This is a genomic window from Pacificoceanicola niger (assembly GCF_048553275.1).
Classification (GTDB): Bacteria; Pseudomonadota; Alphaproteobacteria; order Rhodobacterales; family Rhodobacteraceae; genus Pacificoceanicola.
This window is the reverse complement of sequence record NZ_JBLZMW010000001.1, coordinates 196,422-213,749: the sequence shown is the minus strand read 5'-3', so window position 1 is coordinate 213,749 and position 17,328 is coordinate 196,422. Positions and strand designations below refer to the sequence as shown.

The 17,328-nt window shown below is 62.4% G+C and carries 16 protein-coding genes; 6 read left to right on the top strand and 10 right to left on the bottom strand.

Features of this window, described 5'->3' with window-relative positions; translation table 11 throughout:
* Window positions 1–155: 155 nt before the first annotated feature.
* Both pheS and ACN2XU_RS01065 read right to left on the bottom strand, forming a co-directional pair.
* The gene (pheS, locus tag ACN2XU_RS01070) at window positions 156–1,229 is read right to left on the bottom strand and encodes a phenylalanine--tRNA ligase subunit alpha (protein WP_419408528.1); all 1,074 of its coding nucleotides are present in this window, start codon (window positions 1,227–1,229) and stop codon (window positions 156–158) included.
* Between the two features lie 82 nt (window positions 1,230–1,311).
* A complete protein-coding gene (locus tag ACN2XU_RS01065; RefSeq protein WP_419408527.1) occupies window positions 1,312–1,902 on the bottom strand; it encodes a transglycosylase SLT domain-containing protein in 591 nt (196 codons plus the stop codon).
* A gap of 268 nt (window positions 1,903–2,170) precedes the next feature.
* On the opposite strand from ACN2XU_RS01065, the gene hspQ reads away from it, so the two are divergent.
* Entirely contained in the window at window positions 2,171–2,497 is a 327-nt protein-coding gene (hspQ, locus tag ACN2XU_RS01060) for a heat shock protein HspQ (protein ID WP_419408526.1), read from the top strand.
* 38 nt (window positions 2,498–2,535) lie between these two features.
* On the opposite strand, the gene ACN2XU_RS01055 is transcribed toward hspQ, so the two are convergent.
* The 7 genes from ACN2XU_RS01055 to ACN2XU_RS01025 form a co-directional block, all read right to left on the bottom strand.
* The gene (locus ACN2XU_RS01055) at window positions 2,536–3,579 is read right to left on the bottom strand and encodes a threonine aldolase family protein (protein WP_419408525.1); all 1,044 of its coding nucleotides are present in this window, start codon (window positions 3,577–3,579) and stop codon (window positions 2,536–2,538) included.
* The gene (locus tag ACN2XU_RS01050; protein WP_419408524.1) at window positions 3,576–4,067 is read right to left on the bottom strand and encodes a YcgN family cysteine cluster protein; all 492 of its coding nucleotides are present in this window, start codon (window positions 4,065–4,067) and stop codon (window positions 3,576–3,578) included. The genes ACN2XU_RS01055 and ACN2XU_RS01050 overlap by 4 nt, the downstream gene beginning before the upstream one ends.
* Window positions 4,064–4,996, bottom strand: a complete 933-nt coding sequence (locus tag ACN2XU_RS01045) for a bifunctional riboflavin kinase/FAD synthetase (RefSeq protein WP_419408523.1) — start codon at window positions 4,994–4,996, stop codon at window positions 4,064–4,066. The genes ACN2XU_RS01050 and ACN2XU_RS01045 overlap by 4 nt, the downstream gene beginning before the upstream one ends.
* 10 nt (window positions 4,997–5,006) lie before the next feature.
* Complete coding sequence (pdxR, locus tag ACN2XU_RS01040; protein WP_419408522.1) at window positions 5,007–6,485, bottom strand: MocR-like pyridoxine biosynthesis transcription factor PdxR; 1,479 nt, start codon at window positions 6,483–6,485, stop codon at window positions 5,007–5,009.
* 58 nt (window positions 6,486–6,543) lie between these two features.
* Window positions 6,544–7,197 (bottom strand): YggS family pyridoxal phosphate-dependent enzyme, encoded by a 654-nt coding sequence (locus tag ACN2XU_RS01035; protein WP_419408521.1) that lies wholly within the window; start codon window positions 7,195–7,197, stop codon window positions 6,544–6,546.
* On the bottom strand, window positions 7,188–8,654 hold the full coding sequence (locus tag ACN2XU_RS01030; RefSeq protein WP_419408520.1) for a tetratricopeptide repeat-containing sulfotransferase family protein: 1,467 nt from the start codon (window positions 8,652–8,654) through the stop codon (window positions 7,188–7,190). The genes ACN2XU_RS01035 and ACN2XU_RS01030 overlap by 10 nt, the downstream gene beginning before the upstream one ends.
* Before the next feature lie 87 nt (window positions 8,655–8,741).
* On the bottom strand, window positions 8,742–9,821 hold the full coding sequence (locus ACN2XU_RS01025) for a porin (protein ID WP_419408519.1): 1,080 nt from the start codon (window positions 9,819–9,821) through the stop codon (window positions 8,742–8,744).
* A 393-nt stretch (window positions 9,822–10,214) separates the two neighbouring features.
* On the opposite strand from ACN2XU_RS01025, the gene ACN2XU_RS01020 reads away from it, so the two are divergent.
* Complete coding sequence (locus ACN2XU_RS01020; RefSeq protein ID WP_419408518.1) at window positions 10,215–10,718, top strand: DUF3576 domain-containing protein; 504 nt, start codon at window positions 10,215–10,217, stop codon at window positions 10,716–10,718.
* Between the two features lie 62 nt (window positions 10,719–10,780).
* Here the strand turns inward: ACN2XU_RS01020 and ACN2XU_RS01015 are convergent, their stop codons facing one another.
* Window positions 10,781–12,040, bottom strand: a complete 1,260-nt coding sequence (locus ACN2XU_RS01015; RefSeq protein ID WP_419408517.1) for a glycosyltransferase — start codon at window positions 12,038–12,040, stop codon at window positions 10,781–10,783.
* Between the two features lie 146 nt (window positions 12,041–12,186).
* Between ACN2XU_RS01015 and ACN2XU_RS01010 the strand changes: the two genes are divergently transcribed.
* From ACN2XU_RS01010 to holA, 4 genes are all read left to right on the top strand, one after another.
* On the top strand, window positions 12,187–12,972 hold the full coding sequence (locus ACN2XU_RS01010; RefSeq protein ID WP_419408516.1) for a hypothetical protein: 786 nt from the start codon (window positions 12,187–12,189) through the stop codon (window positions 12,970–12,972).
* Window positions 12,973–13,057: 85 nt separating this feature from the next.
* Window positions 13,058–15,613, top strand: coding sequence for a leucine--tRNA ligase (gene leuS / locus ACN2XU_RS01005; protein WP_419408515.1), 2,556 nt, complete (start codon window positions 13,058–13,060; stop codon window positions 15,611–15,613).
* Complete coding sequence (gene lptE, locus ACN2XU_RS01000; protein WP_419408514.1) at window positions 15,600–16,100, top strand: LPS assembly lipoprotein LptE; 501 nt, start codon at window positions 15,600–15,602, stop codon at window positions 16,098–16,100. Before leuS ends, lptE begins: the two co-directional genes overlap by 14 nt.
* Window positions 16,090–17,115, top strand: a complete 1,026-nt coding sequence (gene holA, locus ACN2XU_RS00995) for a DNA polymerase III subunit delta (protein ID WP_419408513.1) — start codon at window positions 16,090–16,092, stop codon at window positions 17,113–17,115. The genes lptE and holA overlap by 11 nt, the downstream gene beginning before the upstream one ends.
* The last annotated feature ends 213 nt before the right edge of the window (window positions 17,116–17,328 follow it).

The window sequence follows — 17,328 nt, the reverse complement described above, 5'->3', positions numbered from 1 at the left end:
AGCACACAGGGACCGCATGGTGCGTGTTTGCAGCATCAGCTCCCTTTGTGGTACAGGGCCCAAGGACAGCGCGGAGCCTGGGAACCGTCTTTGCGACCTAATGTTCATGGGTTTATCGCCGCGCGCAGGCGCAGCGAGGTCCGTCACAGAAAAGCTTAGCGGCTGAGACCACCGTGCAAGGTCGGCACATCCAGCGAGGCAAAGCCATAGTGCTTCAGCCACCGCAGATCCGAGTCAAAGAACGCCCTCAGATCCGGAATGCCGTATTTCAGCATCGCGATGCGGTCGATCCCCATGCCAAAGGCAAACCCTTGCCACGCGTCCGGATCGACCCCGGCGGCGCTCAGCACCTTGGGATGCACCATGCCGGAGCCAAGCACTTCGAGCCAGCCGTCCCCTTCACCGATTTTCAGCTGACCTTCTTCCCAAGAGCACTGGATATCCACTTCGGCGGATGGCTCCGTGAAGGGGAAGTGAGAGGCGCGGAAACGGGTCTTGATGCCGTCGATCTCGAAAAAGGCCGCAAAGAACTCCTCCAGCACCCATTTGAGGTTGGCCATGGAGATGTCCTTGTCGATGGCGAGGCCTTCAACCTGATGGAACATCGGGGTGTGGGTCTGGTCGTAATCTGCGCGATACACCCGGCCCGGACAGATGATCCGGCACGGCGCGCCATGCGCCTCCATATGGCGGATCTGCACCGGGGAAGTGTGTGTGCGCAACACGTGCGGCGGACGCTCGTCGCCCTCGGCGCGGTGCATATAGAACGTGTCCATCTCCGCGCGCGCCGGGTGATGGCCGGGAATGTTCAGCGCATCGAAGTTGTACCAGTCGCTGTCGACCTGCGGCCCCTCGGCCACGGCAAAGCCCATGTCGGCAAAGATCGCCGTAACCTCTTCGGTCACCTGGCTGACCGGGTGAATAGTGCCCGTGCGCATGGCCCGCGGCGGCAGGGTGACATCAAGCCACTCGGCCTTAAGCCGCTCGTTCAGCGCCGCATCGCCCAGCGCAGCCTTCTTGGCGGACAGCGCGGCGTTGATTTCATCCTTGAGCGCGTTCAGCGCGGGTCCGGCGACCTGCCGCTCTTCGGGCGACATCTTGCCCAGCTCGCGCATTTTCAGGCTGATCTCGCCCTTCTTGCCCACGGCCGCGAGGCGGAGGGCCTCCAGCCCGGCCTCGTCGGCGGCGTCTCCAATGGCGGAAATATATTTGTCGCGCAGCTCTTGCATCTCACCTCTCCGGACTGGACCCGCAGGGAGTTACCACAGAGCCGCCGGAATGCAAGCCGCGACGGGCGCGGCCTGCCCGGCCTTATCGCGCGTTCCGGCAGGACCGCAGCTGACGCTCGTACACAAGCGCCCGCTCACCCACTTCGGAGGAGACCCGCAGCAGCCAGGACTTGGCGTTGTAGCTGCCCCGGCGATAGCCCGTGCGCCCCTCGTGATAGGCAAGGTAGTGATTGCGCGCATCCGCCAGCGGGATACCAAGCTGATCGCGCGACTGCACCATGTACCAACCCATGAAGTCCGTCGCATCGCGAATATTGTCTCGCCGCGCCCGGCGGTTGCCGGTCTCCCTGAGGTATTCGTCCCATGTGCCGTCCAGCGCCTGGCTATACCCGTAGGCCGAGCTTTGGCGCCCGACGGGAATCACCCCGAGGGTGTATCGCAACGGCGTCCGCGCATCCGGCACGAATTTGCTTTCCTGATAGATGGTCGCCATCTGAACGTGCACCGGCACGCCCCACTTTCGCTCGGTCGCACGGAACGCGGACATATAGCCGCGACGCTGCTCTAGAATCGAACATGCATTGTCGAGATCGCGTGGCGCCGATCCTTTACCGCCGCCCCCACAGGAGGCGGCCAGAAGAACGATCACCAACGCGCGAAGCCACTTGCTCATCTGCCTCTCGCTTTTGTTTTTTGGTCTTTTGTTGGTCTTTTCCTGACAGTCTAGCCGATTGCGGCTGTGGATGAAATGACATTTCCGCGGGTTTGGACCTTCCCTTCGGCGCGAAACTGCCTGTAGGGAAAGGCTTGAAATTCGCAAAATTTGGCTATTTTCTTACAGACTGTTGGTAACCGCTTCACAGAGTGTTTCCGGCGGGATTGTGTCCGAAAGTTGGACTCTTTGCCATTTTTGGAATTAGATGGACTCCGAGAGGTATGTCATGATCCGCGAACGCGCAAAATATCATCTTGGGCAAGTTGTCCGCCACCGCAAGCACCCGTTCCGCGGCGTGGTTTTCGACGTGGATCCGCAGTTTTCCAACACCGAAGAATGGTATCAGGCCATCCCCGAAGAATCGCGCCCGAAAAAGCAGCAGCCGTTCTACCACCTGCTGGCGGAGAACGATCAGAGCTTTTACGTAGCCTATGTGTCCGAACAGAACCTGGTTGCGGATTATTCCGGCGAGCCAGTGGATCACCCGGACGTGCCGGATCTTTTCGGGGCCTTCGAGGACGGCAGCTATGCGCTGCATTTCCAACTGAACTGAGCCAGAACCCGGCGCGGGTGCGGGGCAGAGCCCCCGCCCTACGTCAGCGACGGCAGAAGCGACAGGAACTGCTCGACAGCGTCGTCGGTCATGGACCAGTCACAGACCAACCGGCCAATCGCGATATCGGTGTCGCTCTGCGGCTCCGCATCGTAGATATGATAAACCGCACCCTGCGATTTCAATGCCTTGTGCTGTGCGCCGGTGGCACGAAAGAATACCATATTGGCCTGCGTGTCGTTGACGATCGCAAGTCCTGCCGCCTCAAGGCCGGCACGCATCTTGGCGCCTGCGGCGTTGGCGTGGGCGGCCATGTCCCACCACAGATCGCGCGCAAGATAGGCCTGCATCTGCGCGGAGAGGTAGCGATGTTTCGAATAGAGCTGCGCCGCCCGCTTGCGCCGCAGTTCGAACTCCCAGGCCTTCTTGGGATCGAACAAGACCACGGCCTCAACCCCCATCAGCCCGTTCTTCGTCCCCCCGAACACCGCAACGTCCACGCCGCGCTTCCAGGTCATCTCCGCAGGCGTACAGCCAAGCGCAACGCAGGCGTTCGCCATTCGCGCCCCGTCCAGATGCACCGGCAAATCAAAGCTCTTGGCCACGTCACAGAGCGCCTCGATTTGATCCAGCGAATAGACGTTGCCCTCTTCGGTGACATTGGTGATCGACACCGCGCCGCGCTGAGGACCGTGCACACCGCGCGTCTCTTCCCCGGCGATCGCCGCATGCAGCGCCTCGGGCGTCATCACATCCCCTCCCGGCACCAGCGTCAGCTTGGCACCGCCGGTATAGAACTCCGGCGCATTGCACTCATCCACGTTGATATGGGCCATCGGCGTGCAGAACACCGTATCGAAAGGCTGTACAAGCGTCGAAAGCGCCAACACGTTGCCGGCGGTGCCAAGCCCGACAAAATAGACCGCCGCGTCCGGCGCCTCGAACAGCGCCCGGATCTGTTGCGTGACCTCGGCGGTCAGCGGATCGTTCCCATAGCCCATGGCATAGCCGTCATTGGCCCGCGCCAGCGCCTCGATGACAGTCGGATGCACTGGCCCGCCGTTGTCGGATGCGAAATTCATGGCGTGTCTCCCAAGGGTTCTTCGATGATGTGGTCGTCCCAGTCCTCGTCCGAGACCTCGAACTCTGCGACTGTACGATGCTGCATGGAAACGCCCGCCGCGTGAACGCTCTCGGGCGTACCGGTCAGCAGCGGGTGCCAGTGCGGCAGGCTCCTGCCCTGGTACAGGCGTTTGTAGGCGCAGGTCTCGGGCATCCAGTAAGCGTGCTGATCAATGTTCGACGGCTTCATCACGATGCATTCCGGTACGAACTGATGGCGAATCGAATAATGTGCACAGCGGCAGGTCGTGTCGTCGAACAAACGGCAGGCGACACGGGTCAGCGCAACCTCGCCGGTGTCTTCATCTTCCAGCTTGTTGAGGCAGCATTTGCCACAGCCGTCACACAGCGCCTCCCACTCCTGCGGATTCATATCCGTGAGTTTCTTGCGCTCCCAGAAACGCGGAGACAGCCCCTTGCGGTCGATGGGATCGTCGCGCTCGGTCATAGCGCACTCAGAATCTCGCGCGCCTTGGCGCAATCCGCGTCCATCTGCGCGATCAGCGTCTCAAGGTTGTCAAACTTCAGTTCCGGTCGCAGATAGTCCACGAGCCCGACGGACAGTGTCGCCCCGTAGAGATCGCCCGTGAAATCAAAGAGGAAGGTTTCGATATTGGGAAACTGCCCATCGAACATCGGCCGCACTCCGACAGAGGCCGCACCGAAATACTGCCCCTTGTGCCGCCCGTCCATCACCTCGACCAACACGGCATAGACACCGAATGCTGGCCGGTGCAGCCCGTCGATGCTCATGTTCGCGGTGGGATAGCCCAGCACGCGGCCGCGCTGCTCTCCGCCGATCACTTCGCCCTCGATCCGGTGCCAATGACCAAGCCCCGCAGCCGCATCGCGCGGACGCCCCTCGCTGAGTGCCGCGCGAATCCCGGTTGAGGAAATTTCCTGCCCGCCGGTCTCCAGAAGCTCGGCAACGGTCACGCCAAAACCCATTTCCTCGCCAAAGCCCTTGAGGTCGGACACCGTCCCGGCACGCCCCTTGCCAAAACAGAAATCCGAGCCGATCACCACATGAGTCAGACCCAGCCCGTCACAGATCACCCGCTGTGCAAAGTCGCGCGGCGTCAGGGAGGCAAGCGCCGTGTTGAAATTCAACTGATAAAGCCGCTCCACCCCAAGCTTCTCAAGCCGGGAGGCGCGCGCCTCGGCGCTCATAAGACGAAAGGGCGGCGCATCAGGCGCGAAATACTCACGCGGATGCGGCTCAAAAGTCAGCACACCCAAACGGGCCTCGGGCGCGGCGTTGCGCGCGAGGTCAATCACCGCCTGATGACCAAGGTGCACCCCGTCGAAGTTGCCGATGGCCACGCTGGCGCCGCGATCTTCGGGGCGGACGTACTGATAATCTCGAATAATCCTCATGGGGTTCGGGTTAGCCCGGCTGAGAGAAAGGCGCAAGCGCCGCCGCGATCCGTGCAATGCCCTCTTCGATGCGCTCAGACGGGATCGAACTATACCCAAGGCGGTAGTAATGGCGTGGCGGCGCATCGCCGTCAAAGAAAGGGGTTCCCGGCTCGATCAGCACACTGTGCTTGCGCAAGTCCGCGGCGAGAGTGCGGCTGTCCACACCCTCCGGCGCCACCATCCAGATGCTGGATCCGCCATGCGCGCCCTTGCCCGCGATCTCCAGCCCATGGGCGGCAATCGCCTGCTCCATGACCTTGCGCCGCTCCCCCAGCGCGCGCCCCATGCGGCGGATCTGGGCATCGTAATGACCAAGGCTCAGATAGTAGGCAGCGGTACGCTGGATGTGTCCGGGCGGGTGGCGCAGGGTGCTGGCCCGAAGCGCCCGCGCCTCCCGGATGAACGGCGCGGAACCAACGAGATATCCAAGGCGCAGCCCCGGAAACAGCGATTTGGAGAAGCTGCCGACATAGATCACCCGCCCCTCCTGATCGAGGCTCTTGAGGGCGGGGCTTGGGGGTTTGAGAAAGGACATCTCGAACTCGTAATCATCCTCGACGATGAGCGCATCAAGCTCCGATGCCTTGGCAAGCATGGCCTCCCGTCGTCTCAGCGGCAATGTCGCGGAGGTCGGGCACTGGTGGCTCGGCGTGGTAAAGATGACCTGCGTGTCCTGCGGGATCGCCGCCGGCGGCAGCCCCTCCTGATCGACATCGACCGCACTGACCTGTGCGCCGCACTGTCGCAAGATTTCGCGCATCGCCGGATAGCAGGGGTTCTCGATCGCCACCCGCCGCCCCCGCGCAGCGAGGATCTGCGCCGAGATCCAGAGGGCATTCTGCGCACCAAGGGTAATCAGGATTTCCTCGGGTCCCGCCTGAATGCCCCGGCGCGGCAGGGTGTGCCGCGCGATGAAGCTGACAAGCTCCGGATCGTCCATGTCGAACTGATCCTGCGTCAGCGCCATGAAGTCCCGCGCGCCGAGGGCCTGCGTCGCGCAAAGCCGCCAGTTTGCGTGATCAAAAAGCTTCGGATCGGCCTGCCCGTAGATGAACGGAAACCGGAAACTCGCCCAATCCTGAGGCTTGTCCATACCAAGGCGCGGACCATTGGAAAACCGCTGCGCAATTGCGCGGGTCCAGTCAACCGTGTCACGCCGTGGCGCGAGTGGCCCGAAATCCGGTGGCTGTGGAGCGTTGTCGCTTACGAAGTACCCCGAGCGCCCGCGCGAAGTCAGGTAATCATTGGCCAGCAGTTCCGTGTACGCCAGCGTCACGGTGATCCGGCTTACGCCCAGATGCTGCGCAAGCCCACGAGAAGACGGCAGTTTTTCGCCCGGACGGAAGCGTCCGGACAGGATGCCCTCGGCGACCATCTGCTGAATGCGCGCCTGAAGCGTGCCTTGGGCGTTGGGACGGAGGCGGAATGTTTCGACGGGAATGGCCATGACCGGCAGCGTAGACTGGGCTTATGTTCGGCGCAATCTGGACCGATCCGCGCAGTGCTCAGTCGTGGGTCCGCTCGCCGAAGATGGCAGAGCCCACGCGGATATGCGTCGCCCCGAAGGCGATGGCCTGCTCGAAATCACTGCTCATCCCCATCGAGAGGCTCGCCAGACCGTTGCGCTCTGCGATCTTGCCAAGAAGAGCAAAATGCAGCGACGGGGTCTCTTCCACGGGCGGGATGCACATCAGCCCCTTGATCGGCAGGTCGAGCGCGCGGCAGTCCTTGATGAATGCGTCGGCCTCGGCCGGGGTGACGCCCGCCTTTTGCGGCTCTTCGCCGGTATTCACCTGCACAAAAAGCTCCGGACACTCGCCCAGCTCCTGCGCCAGACGCGCGATGGTTTTCGCCAGCTTTGGCCGGTCCACGGTGTGGATCGCGTCGAAAAGCTCCATGGCCTGTCGGGTCTTGTTGCTCTGCAGCGGGCCGATGAGGTGAACGTGGATGTCGTCGAACTGCGTCTTGAAGTCCGGCCACTTGCCCGCCGCTTCCTGCACCTTGTTCTCGCCAAACAGGCGATGGCCCGCGTTCAGCACCGCCTCCACGCGCGCGTTCGGCTGCACCTTGCTTACGGCAATCAGCTGCACATCGGCGCGGGCGCGGCCGGCTTCGATGCAGGCCTGTTCGATACGGGTTTCAATCTCGGTCAGTCCCAAGGGTCATCTCCCCATGCGGTCAGGAATGGTTGCAGGTCTTTTTCATATTTTCGCCACGCCTCGCGCCGTCCTGCGTGAATCGGCTGTCGCACCTGAGCCAGGCTCAGCGTCTGAACCGCGCCTTTCGCGAGGTGGAAGTCGAGGCATTGCGGCTCCCACTCCAACCCCGCCGCGGCGATCAACGCACGAGCCTGTGGCTCCGGATCAGAGACCAGGGCCTCATAGCGCACCTCGTGCAATACGCCGGGAAGCCGCGTTTTCCAATATTGGACGGTCCGACGGAAGCGTTTGATTTCATGCGCGACCTCCGCGAGATCGCTGGCGTAGCGGTGGGTGCCGAGCGCGAAGAAATTGCGATAGATCGACAGCGCGATATCACGCGGGTCGCGGTGGACCACGATAATCCGCGCGCCGGGCATGGCGCGGTGGATCAGGCCAAAAATCATGTAACTCTGGATCGCCTTGTCGGTGATCACGCCGGTGTTTGCGCCGCTGTCCCGGCACGCAAGGCGCAGGTAATGCGCGGCGTAGTCCTGCAGGGTTTCGGTCGAGGCATCGGCAATCGGGCGCATGGCTTCGGCAGCCCCAAACCGGGCGTAGGCCTGTTTGAGTGCATGAACCATCTCGCCGCCCGCGCGCGCCTGGCTGTGCGCGGCAATGATCTGTTCGACAAGCGTCGTGCCAGAGCGGGGCATGCCGGTGACAAAGACCGGACGCGGATCGAGCGGCGCGCCCTGCGGCGTCAGATCCCCCTCCTGCGCTTTCAACACAGCGGCGATTTCGCGGTCCTTCGCCTTGGGATCGACAGGCGCGAGCCGGAGCTGCGCGGCATTGGCGCGGGTGAGAAACGGGAAGACCTTGTCTGTCTCGCCCTGCTCTTCCATCGCCTTGGCCAGGGCAAAGCCAAGATGCATCCGCCCGGCGTCATTCAGACGCGGATTGTTCCACAGCTTGATCATCTGGCGCACCAGCGGATCGCCCTTTTTCGCCTTCGTGGCCCCCATGTGAATGCGGTACAATTCCGCCTGGTTCGGATGGCGCTTGAGCAGCTTGCGCAGAATGTCGCCCGCCTCGTCAAACTGGCCGAGAGCCTGAAGGAACCGTGCCTTGTCGGCCTTGGGACCAATGGCTTTCGGATCCTGCGCGATCATATGATCATAGGCTGCGAGCGCGCGCTCGGTCTGCCCTGTGCGTTCGAACCGGCTTGCGGCCGCTTGCCAGAGCTTGAGCGCCTGTGGTGCCAGCCTCAAGGCCGCGTCGGTATGGAACAGGAATCCCGGAAGATCGCCATCCTCGAATGCGATGGTCGACAGGAAGGCATGAGCCGGGGCGTGGTCCGGATCTGCCGCGACGATCCGTTCAAAGGCATCACGCGCCTTGGCGGATTGCCCGGATGCCTGCAGGCTCTGCGCCTGGGCAAAAAGAGCGGCTATGTCCTCAGGGGTGACGGGCTGCATGACAGGTCCTTTCCGACGTCCCTTTTGCACAAAAGAAAAGAGCGGGCGCAAGCCCGCTCTTCCCTTAGCCAACTGGCTGAAAGGGACTTAGAAGTCCATTTTCAGACCCAGGGAGAAGGTGTCTGCGTCTGCGGTCGCGCCGCCGACGGACACTTCGGAGTAGCCGTAGCCGAACTGTGCTTCGAGACCGCCACCCAGATCGTAGTCAACTGCGAGGCCGTAGCCTTTGGACTCTGCGTTGCCCGCGAAGTCGTACTTACCGTAGTTGAAGCCGATGGTCAGGGCGTTCATGGTGTAGCCCAGGCCGATTGCGGCGTGCGTGTAGTCAACAGCAACGTCGCTCTGGAAGTCAGAGTAGTTCACGCGGGCCTGGATGCCGTTGTTGAACGTGGTGTCGAGGCTGATACCCCAGATGGAGCTGTCGAGGCCTGCACCGAAGTCAACGGTCTGGTAACCGAGGCCAACGCCGAGGTCGAGACCGGCGAGGTCAGCGGAGTAACGGAAACCAATACCCCAAACCGGGTCAAAGGTGCCGGTGTCGTCGATTTCAGCCGACAGATACGCGGTGAAGCTGTTGAAGCTGTACTCGAACTGAGCGATCTGACCGTCGTAGGTGCCGTCGAGGCCGGCGTTGCCGGAGAAACCGGTGTGGATGGTTTCGGAGTCGTCGATGGAACCACCGATGTTGACTTCCTGCATGGCTGCGTCGAACGCACCGTCAACGTCGCCCATGGAGAGCTTGGCGTTGCCGTAGGAAACGAAGATCACTTCGCCGCCCTGGGTGGTGTTGCCGAACGCGCCGGAAGCGCCCATTGCGGTACCGGCGGTGCCGGCGATGCAGGACTGGATGTAGTCGTCGCCAACGCCGATGATGCCGCCGCCGTTCAGGTCAACGCCTGCGGTTGCGGTGGTGCAGACCGTGGGCGTACCGGACATGCCGGAGCCGTCGGATTCGTCGAGGTCGATGTTGGCACCGAAGGTCAGACCGTTGTCTGCTTCACCGGACATGGTGAAGGTGACGTCGATGTCGGTGTGGAACTGTGTGTTGTCGCCGTAGCGGGAACCGCCAAGGACACCCATTTCGGCCCAGCCGGTCAGAGCGATCTCTGCCGATGCTGCGCCCGCGGTAGCAACCAATGCGGTGGTCGCGAACAGAATCTTTTTCATTGTTTCCCTCATGTGTTCAAAGGCACGTACCAAACCGGGTTGCCCGGCGTTGATGTGATGTTCTATGCGCCCTGAGACCCGCTCTTTGCAAGCGATCCAAAAATCATCCCGGCAACAAGCAGATCAGTGATGCGCAATTGCCACAAGAGATTTCCCCACCCCGGAAATGCGGCCCGTCGTGCGCAGAAATCCGCCAATATCAACGGGTGGGCGCGATATGGCGGCATTCAGCCCCTTGCACTTTTCGGCGGGCCTTCGCAATCGCGCGCAGGCGAATCCATTTATACTGGCCTGCAGAGGCGGCGCACCACGCTCTACCGGCATTGACGGCTTGCCGCCTAGGCGCGCCGCGAGTATTCAGGGAAAAACCGGGAATTCGGCAGGAGGCTGCAAATGAATATTAAACGTCTGGCACTTGGCATTGGGCTCGCGACGGCACTGTTGGTCCAGTCCGGGTGTAGCGTTTTCGGCAATCGGCCTGTGCAGCCGGTCGAATCCGCCGACCCCGATGAAGTGAATGATCAATATGTCTACGGTGACCGCGGCCGCCCGCGCAGCACCATCTGGGACATTTTCCGCGCCCGTCCGGATCAGGGGCAGCTTGGCCAGGTGAACAAGTACATCTGGAATGCCTCGCTTGAGACGCTTGACTTCCTGCCGGTGCAATCCGTGGACCCGTTTACCGGCGTGATCATCACCGGCTTTGGCACGCCGCCGGGCGGCGGCCGCGCCTATCGCGCGACGATCTACGTCAACGACCCGGCGCTTGATGCGCGGTCTCTGAACGTGGCGCTGATGACGCGCAACGGTCCGGCCGCCGCCGAGACGGTCCGCGCCATCGAGGATGCCATCCTCACCCGCGCCCGTCAGCTGCGCGCGCAGGACAGCAGGTTGTAAGAGACAGCCGGAATTGTCGCGACAGTCCGTAGGGCGGGGTTATTACCCCGCCTTTTTCTTGGTCAGTCGCGCACCGCGCGCGGCTCCAATCCCGCAAGCTGCTCGACCCAGTCCAGATGCTGCGGCAGGCAGATGGTCTTCAGGTCGTAGTTTTCTCGAACGAAAGCCCGGGCCCCCAGGCCCAGCCGTTCGCGAGTCTGCGGATCATCAAGCAGCGCGCAGAGTCGCTCGACCAGCGCCTCTCGGTCGAAGAAATCGACCATTTGGCCGGTCTCCCCCTCTGTCAACACTTCGCGCACCGGCGCCGTTCCCGACGCGAGAATCGCGCATTGCGCGCTCATCGCCTCCAGCAGCGACCATGACAGCACGAACGGATAGGTCAGGTAGACATGCACGGTGCTGACCTGCAGCATCGACAGATACACCGCATAGGGCACACGTCCGAGGAAATGCACCCTGTTCCAGTCCTCCGCCGGGATGCGGTCCTGAACTTCGTCGATGAAGATCTGCTTCCAGCTCTGCCCCTTCGGCGGCTTCGAGCCATAACTCACCTCATCCCCGCCGATCAGCACCACATGGGCATTCGGTCGCTGGCGCAGGATGTCCGGCAGCGCCCGCATGAAGACGTGATAGCCCCTGTATGGTTCCAGATTACGGTTGATGAAGGTGATCACCTCGTCCTGTCGGCTCAATGTCACGGTATCGCGCACCATCAGGCGCGCATCCGCGTCGGGAACGACAAGGTCCGTATCCACCCCGTCATGTGCCACGGTAATCCGGTCCTGCCATTCCGTCGGAAAGCTTCCGGCCTGAAAGCGCGTAGGCGAGATGCCCGCGTCCATGATCTCTTCATGCAGGCGGTTGTTCAGGTTCTTCATGCGAATCCGCAGGGCATCCGCCTCCGGGTTCCGGGTCGGGAACTCGGGATCGAAATTCATGAAGGGCGTCGTGGTCAGGTGATAAAGTTCGCAATAAAGCCCCAACCGCGCCTGCGGCCAGACATCCTTGAGAAACATCGACTCGCCCCAGCCATGGTGCGCGCAGATCACATCCGGCTCGAATCCCTGTCCCTTCAACCCCATGGCGCCGCGATAGCAGGAGGTGGCGCGCAGCAGCTTGGTTTCGAAATCCGTCAGCCACGGGTGGATGCCCTGCGTGCTGTTGCCCTTTACCGCATAAGGAATGATCCGCACACCCTTCCACGTCTGCGCTTCCTTGACCTTGCAGGTCAGCGCCACAACCTCGTGCCCCTGCGCCGCAAGAGCCGGGGCGAGGTGTTTGTACTGCCCTGGAAAGTTCTGATGAATCAGCAGGATTTTCATGGATGCACGGCCTCGGACATTTTTGTCATTCTTGCCACGGGTGCCCGGGTTTGGCCAATACGGATTGGCTTTGGCCGCGACCTGGACTTGCGCCAGTCCTGCCGGCGCGATTGTCTGACCCCCGATCCAGATGAAGGGATGCCCGCATGCAGCTGATCATTCATGCCGGATTTCACAAAACCGGCACCTCGACGGTGCAGGCGACGCTGCTCAAGAATCGCGAGGCCCTGTCGGACCACGTGACGATTTTCCTGCGCGACGACATCCTGCCGATGGTGAAAGCCGCACGACGCTTTTCGATCCGGCGCGATTCGGCGAGTTTGGACCTGTTTTCGTCCTCTTGCGCCGCGTGGCTGTCAAATCTGGAGGAGCGTTCGACACCCATGATCATCGCAACCGAGGATATCGCCGGAGCCATGCCCGGGCGAGCCGGGGTTGCTGATTACAGTGCGTTGCCCATCGTGATGGGCGCGTTTGAGACCGCCGCGCGAAAACGGTTTGGCGATGTTCTGGATCTGACGATCTACCTTTCGACCCGTGCCCCGGATCACTGGATTGAAAGCCTGTGGTGGCAACACCTGCGCAGCACCCGGTTTGCGACCTCTCTGGAAGAATATCGGGACGAGGCCGCCCGCGCGGCGATGCTGCCGAACAGTGTCGCAGCGGTGAGGGACAGTTTGCGGACAGGACGCGTTGTCACCCACGCTCTGGAGGATTTGAAGACCATGCCGGAGGGCTTGATGTCTCCGATCTATCAGCTTCTGGACCTGCCTGCCTCAAAGCGCGTTCTTCCGCTAAAGGCCATGAACCAGCGTCCCGATCTCGGTCTGGAGCCGGTTTTCCTTGCCCTCAACCGCAGTGGGCTTCCCGATGACCTCGTCTCGCAAACCAAACGCAAGTTGCTGCGGGCCGTGCGGCAGCGGTCCGAATAAAGCCACCCAAGGCGGCCCGGCACTGGACGACTCTCGCGCAAAACCCTATCAGACCGGGCAAACCTGCCCGTCAGAGGATTTCCGCATGTCCCGTTACGACCCCGCATCGATCGAGCCGAAATGGCAAGCCGCCTGGGAAGAGGCCGAGACCTTCAAGGCCACCCGCACCGAGGACAAGCCCAAGTACTACGTGCTGGAGATGTTCCCCTACCCGTCCGGGCGCATCCACATCGGCCACGTGCGCAATTACACCATGGGCGACGTGATCGCGCGCTACAAGCTCGCCACCGGGCACAACGTGCTGCACCCCATGGGCTTCGACGCCTTTGGCATGCCGGCAGAGAACGCCGCGATGGCCTCCGGCGGGCATCCGAAAACATGGACCTACGACAACATCGACACGATGGTCAGCCAGATGAAGCCTCTGGGCTTTGGGCTCGATTGGTCGCGCATGTTTGCCACCTGTGATCCGGAGTACTACGGCCAGCAGCAGGCACTGTTCATCGACTTCCTCGAAGAGGGGTTGGTCTATCGCAAGAACGCCGTGGTCAACTGGGATCCGGTGGACATGACGGTGCTGGCCAACGAGCAGGTCATCGACGGCTGCGGCTGGCGCTCCGGCGCGCCGGTGGAGCGCAAGGAACTGACGCAGTGGTTCTTCAAGATCTCCGACATGAGCGGAGAGCTTCTTGACGCGCTCGACACGCTCGACGACTGGCCCGCCAAGGTGCGGCTGATGCAGGAGAACTGGATCGGGCGCTCGCGCGGACTTCAGTTTGCCTTCAGCACCGTCGACGCGCCGGAAGGGTTCGACAGGATCGAAGTCTATACAACCCGCCCCGACACGCTCATGGGCGCGTCCTTTGTCGGCATCTCCCCCGACCACCCGCTTGCCAAGCAGTTGGAGCAGGACAACCCTGCCGTCGCGGAGGTTCTCGCCGAGATGCGCAAAGGCGGCACCACCGCCGAGGCCATCGAAAAGGCCGAAAAGCTGGGCTACGACACAGGGATCACTGTGCGCCATCCCTTTGATACGGCGTGGGAACTGCCGGTCTATATCGCGAACTTCATCCTGATGGATTATGGCACCGGCGCGATCTTCGGCTGCCCCGGTCATGACCAGCGCGACCATGATTTCTGCACCAAATATGACCTGCCGATCATCGACACCTTCCTGCCGGTGGATGGCGAGCATGACATCCAGGCCGCGCCCTATGTTCCCGCCAAATCGGAAAAGGTCCGCTACACCCGTCTTGTTGCGGGTGAAGAGATCCAGACCGGCGATCAGGGCGTCGAGGCGACCATCGACTTTTGCGAAAAGAATGGCGTCGGCCAGGGCGTGACAAAATACCGCCTGCGCGATTGGGGCCTGTCGCGTCAGCGCTACTGGGGCTGCCCGATCCCGGTTGTGCATTGCGAGACCTGCGGCGTGGTGCCGGAGAAGAAAGAGAACCTGCCGGTTGAGCTTCCGGACGATGTGGCTTTCGATATCCCCGGCAACCCGCTCGACCGTCATCCGACGTGGCGCGATTGCACCTGCCCGTCCTGTGGCAAGCCAGCGCAGCGCGAGACGGACACGATGGACACTTTCGTCGATTCGTCCTGGTATTATGCCCGATTCACCGCGCCGCGCGCCGAGACGCCGACGGATATGGCCGAGGCCGAATACTGGATGAACGTCGATCAATACATCGGCGGCATCGAGCACGCGATTTTGCATCTGCTCTATTCGCGCTTCTTTGCGCGCGGCATGATCCAGACCGGCCACCTGCCCACAAGTGCGGCGGAACCGTTCAATGCGCTGTTCACGCAAGGCATGGTGACCCACGCGATTTATCAGACAAAGGGTGCGGATGGCCGACCGGTCTATCACTACCCCGAAAGTGTGGAGCTTCGCGACGGCAAGGGCTTCCTGCAGGACGGCACCGAGGTGGAGATCATCCCCTCCGCCAAGATGTCGAAGTCGAAGAACAACGTCGTCGACCCTGTGGAGATCATCCGGGCCTACGGCGCAGACACCGCCCGCTGGTTCGTGCTCTCCGACAGCCCGCCGGAGCGCGACGTGGAGTGGACCGCCGCCGGGGCCGAGGCCGCGAACAAGCATCTCGCCCGCGTCTTCCGTATGGCGACCGAGATCGCGGGTGCGGATGTGCCGCCGACGAATGAGGACGAGGCGCTTCTCAAAGAGACGCACAAGACCATCCATGACGTGACCATGGGCGTTGAAAGCTTCGGCTTTAACGCAGCGATTGCAAAGCTTTACGGCTTTACAAACACGCTGTCGAAGTCCCGCGCCGGGACCGAGGCCAAGACCTTCGCGGCGAAAGCCCTCGCCCAGCTTATGGCCCCGATGACGCCGCACCTTGCGGAGGAAATCTGGCAACTGCTGGGCGGTGAGGGGCTGATCGCCAAGGCCGATTGGCCGAAGGCGGATGAGGCGATGCTGGTCGAGGACACCGTGACCCTGCCCATTCAGGTCAACGGCAAACGTCGCGGCGAGATCGCGGTGCCAAAGGATCTGCCGAAGGAAGAGGTTGAAAAGCTGGCGCTGGCGCACGAAGCTGTGGTGAAGGCCCTCGACGGGGGCCAGCCGAAAAAGCTGATCGTGGTGCCGGGGCGGATCGTCAATGTGGTTGTCTAGAAGACAGTTTCTCCTTTCTTCTCTGAGCTTTGCCGGGCTGAGCGCCTGCGGGTTCACCCCGGTCTACGGACCGGGCGGGACCGGCAATCGCCTGCTCGGCAAGGTGGCCGTCGATGCACCCGAAAGTCCGGGCGACTACATCTTCAACCGCCGTTTTGAGGAGCGCATGGGCCGCCCCGGCGCCGCGCCTTACACCCTCAGCGTGTCGAAGTCCGTTGATCAGCAATCCCTCGGCAGCACCACAACGGGCAATACCACGCGCTATCGCCTGCTTGGCCGGGCGCGCTATGCGCTCCGGGACACGGGCACCGGGGCGATCCTGCTGGACGGCAAGACTGACGCCTTCTCCGGCTATTCGACGACAGGCTCGACCGTCGCGACGCTGGCGGCAGAGCGCGACGCCACGGAGCGGTTGATGATCCTGCTCGCCGACCAGGTGATAGACAAGCTGATCCTGCAAGCCTACGATTTGCCGGATGAAGCTTAACCCTCGGGACGCAAACGCCTTTTTCGCACGCCCAGACCCATCGGTCGCGGGGCTGCTGATCTTTGGCGAGGACACTATGCGCGTCGCCATGAAGCGGCAGGAAGTGATCGGCAACATCACCGGACCGGGCGCAGAAGAGGAGATGCGGCTGGCGCGGATTCCCGGCGCGGAGCTGCGCAAGGAACCGGCCATGTTGCTCGATGCGGTCAAGGCGCAGGGCTTTTTTCCCGGGCCGCGCGCGGTGTTGGTGGAGGAGGCGTCGGATGGGCTTTCGAAGACCATTCAGGCGGCGTTGGACGATTGGCAGGACGGCGATGCGCAGATCGTCGTGACCGCCGGGCAACTGACGGCGAAATCGGCGCTGCGGAAAGTCTTTGAAAGCAGTCGGAAGGCCATGTCAGCCGCGCTTTACAATGACCCGATGGGCCAGGCGGAGATCGAAGCCGAGCTGGGTCGGGCGGGGCTGAAAGAGGTGCCGCGCGAGGCGGTGGCAGCGCTGGAGGAACTGGCCCGGAGCCTGACCCCCGGAGACTTTCGGCAGACGCTGGAGAAGATTGCCCTCTACAAGCTGGACGACGCTCAGCCATTGACGCCGGAGGAGGTCGACCTGATGGCACCCGCCTCCATAGAGGCCGAAATGGATGAGATATTTCATGTACTTGCCGAAGGGCGCACGACCGACATCGCGCCAGTGATGCAGCGGTTGACGGCGCAGGGCGTGGCCCCCGTCACGCTGCTCATCATGGGCGCCCGGCACTTCCGGACGTTGTTTGCGCTGGCCTCCGCGCCGGGCGGTCCGGCACAGGGGATCGGGCGTCTGCGCCCGCCGATTTTCGGTCCGCGCCGGGACCGGATGCTGCGGCAGGCACAGGGCTGGCGAGTGGCGCGGTTGGAAGAGGCCTTGGAGTTGTTCATGGATACGGATCTCGCGCTGCGCTCGGCGGGACAGAAGGCCCCGGCCATGGCGCTTGTTGAGCGGGCCTTTGTGCGTCTGGCCTTTCTCGCCCGACGTTAACCCGACCGCGCGGCAGTCATGCTTAAGAGACCGTGCGGCACGGTTAACGCGGCGCAGACCACCGATAGCCACAAGATCTGGGGCCCCGGCGTGCCGCAGCACCAAGGCTGTGACAGACGTTAACCACTCCGCAAAGGCCATTAACCAGAGTTTGGTACGATTCGGAGCGCGTTTGGTACAAAACCCGAAAGGCGGCACCGTGAAATCGCCGGA

What these genes read in the sequence shown, in the direction of transcription:
- pheS (WP_419408528.1), bottom strand. Translation starts at nt 1,229, where the DNA reads ATGCAAGAGCTGCGCGACAAATATATTTCCGCCATTGGAGACGCCGCC.
- ACN2XU_RS01065 (WP_419408527.1), bottom strand. Translation starts at nt 1,902, where the DNA reads ATGAGCAAGTGGCTTCGCGCGTTGGTGATCGTTCTTCTGGCCGCCTCC.
- hspQ (WP_419408526.1), top strand. Translation starts at nt 2,171, where the DNA reads ATGATCCGCGAACGCGCAAAATATCATCTTGGGCAAGTTGTCCGCCAC.
- ACN2XU_RS01055 (WP_419408525.1), bottom strand. Translation starts at nt 3,579, where the DNA reads ATGAATTTCGCATCCGACAACGGCGGGCCAGTGCATCCGACTGTCATC.
- ACN2XU_RS01050 (WP_419408524.1), bottom strand. Translation starts at nt 4,067, where the DNA reads ATGACCGAGCGCGACGATCCCATCGACCGCAAGGGGCTGTCTCCGCGT.
- ACN2XU_RS01045 (WP_419408523.1), bottom strand. Translation starts at nt 4,996, where the DNA reads ATGAGGATTATTCGAGATTATCAGTACGTCCGCCCCGAAGATCGCGGC.
- pdxR (WP_419408522.1), bottom strand. Translation starts at nt 6,485, where the DNA reads ATGGCCATTCCCGTCGAAACATTCCGCCTCCGTCCCAACGCCCAAGGC.
- ACN2XU_RS01030 (WP_419408520.1), bottom strand. Translation starts at nt 8,654, where the DNA reads ATGCAGCCCGTCACCCCTGAGGACATAGCCGCTCTTTTTGCCCAGGCG.
- ACN2XU_RS01025 (WP_419408519.1), bottom strand. Translation starts at nt 9,821, where the DNA reads ATGAAAAAGATTCTGTTCGCGACCACCGCATTGGTTGCTACCGCGGGC.
- ACN2XU_RS01020 (WP_419408518.1), top strand. Translation starts at nt 10,215, where the DNA reads ATGAATATTAAACGTCTGGCACTTGGCATTGGGCTCGCGACGGCACTG.
- ACN2XU_RS01015 (WP_419408517.1), bottom strand. Translation starts at nt 12,040, where the DNA reads ATGAAAATCCTGCTGATTCATCAGAACTTTCCAGGGCAGTACAAACAC.
- ACN2XU_RS01010 (WP_419408516.1), top strand. Translation starts at nt 12,187, where the DNA reads ATGCAGCTGATCATTCATGCCGGATTTCACAAAACCGGCACCTCGACG.
- leuS (WP_419408515.1), top strand. Translation starts at nt 13,058, where the DNA reads ATGTCCCGTTACGACCCCGCATCGATCGAGCCGAAATGGCAAGCCGCC.
- lptE (WP_419408514.1), top strand. Translation starts at nt 15,600, where the DNA reads ATGTGGTTGTCTAGAAGACAGTTTCTCCTTTCTTCTCTGAGCTTTGCC.
- holA (WP_419408513.1), top strand. Translation starts at nt 16,090, where the DNA reads ATGAAGCTTAACCCTCGGGACGCAAACGCCTTTTTCGCACGCCCAGAC.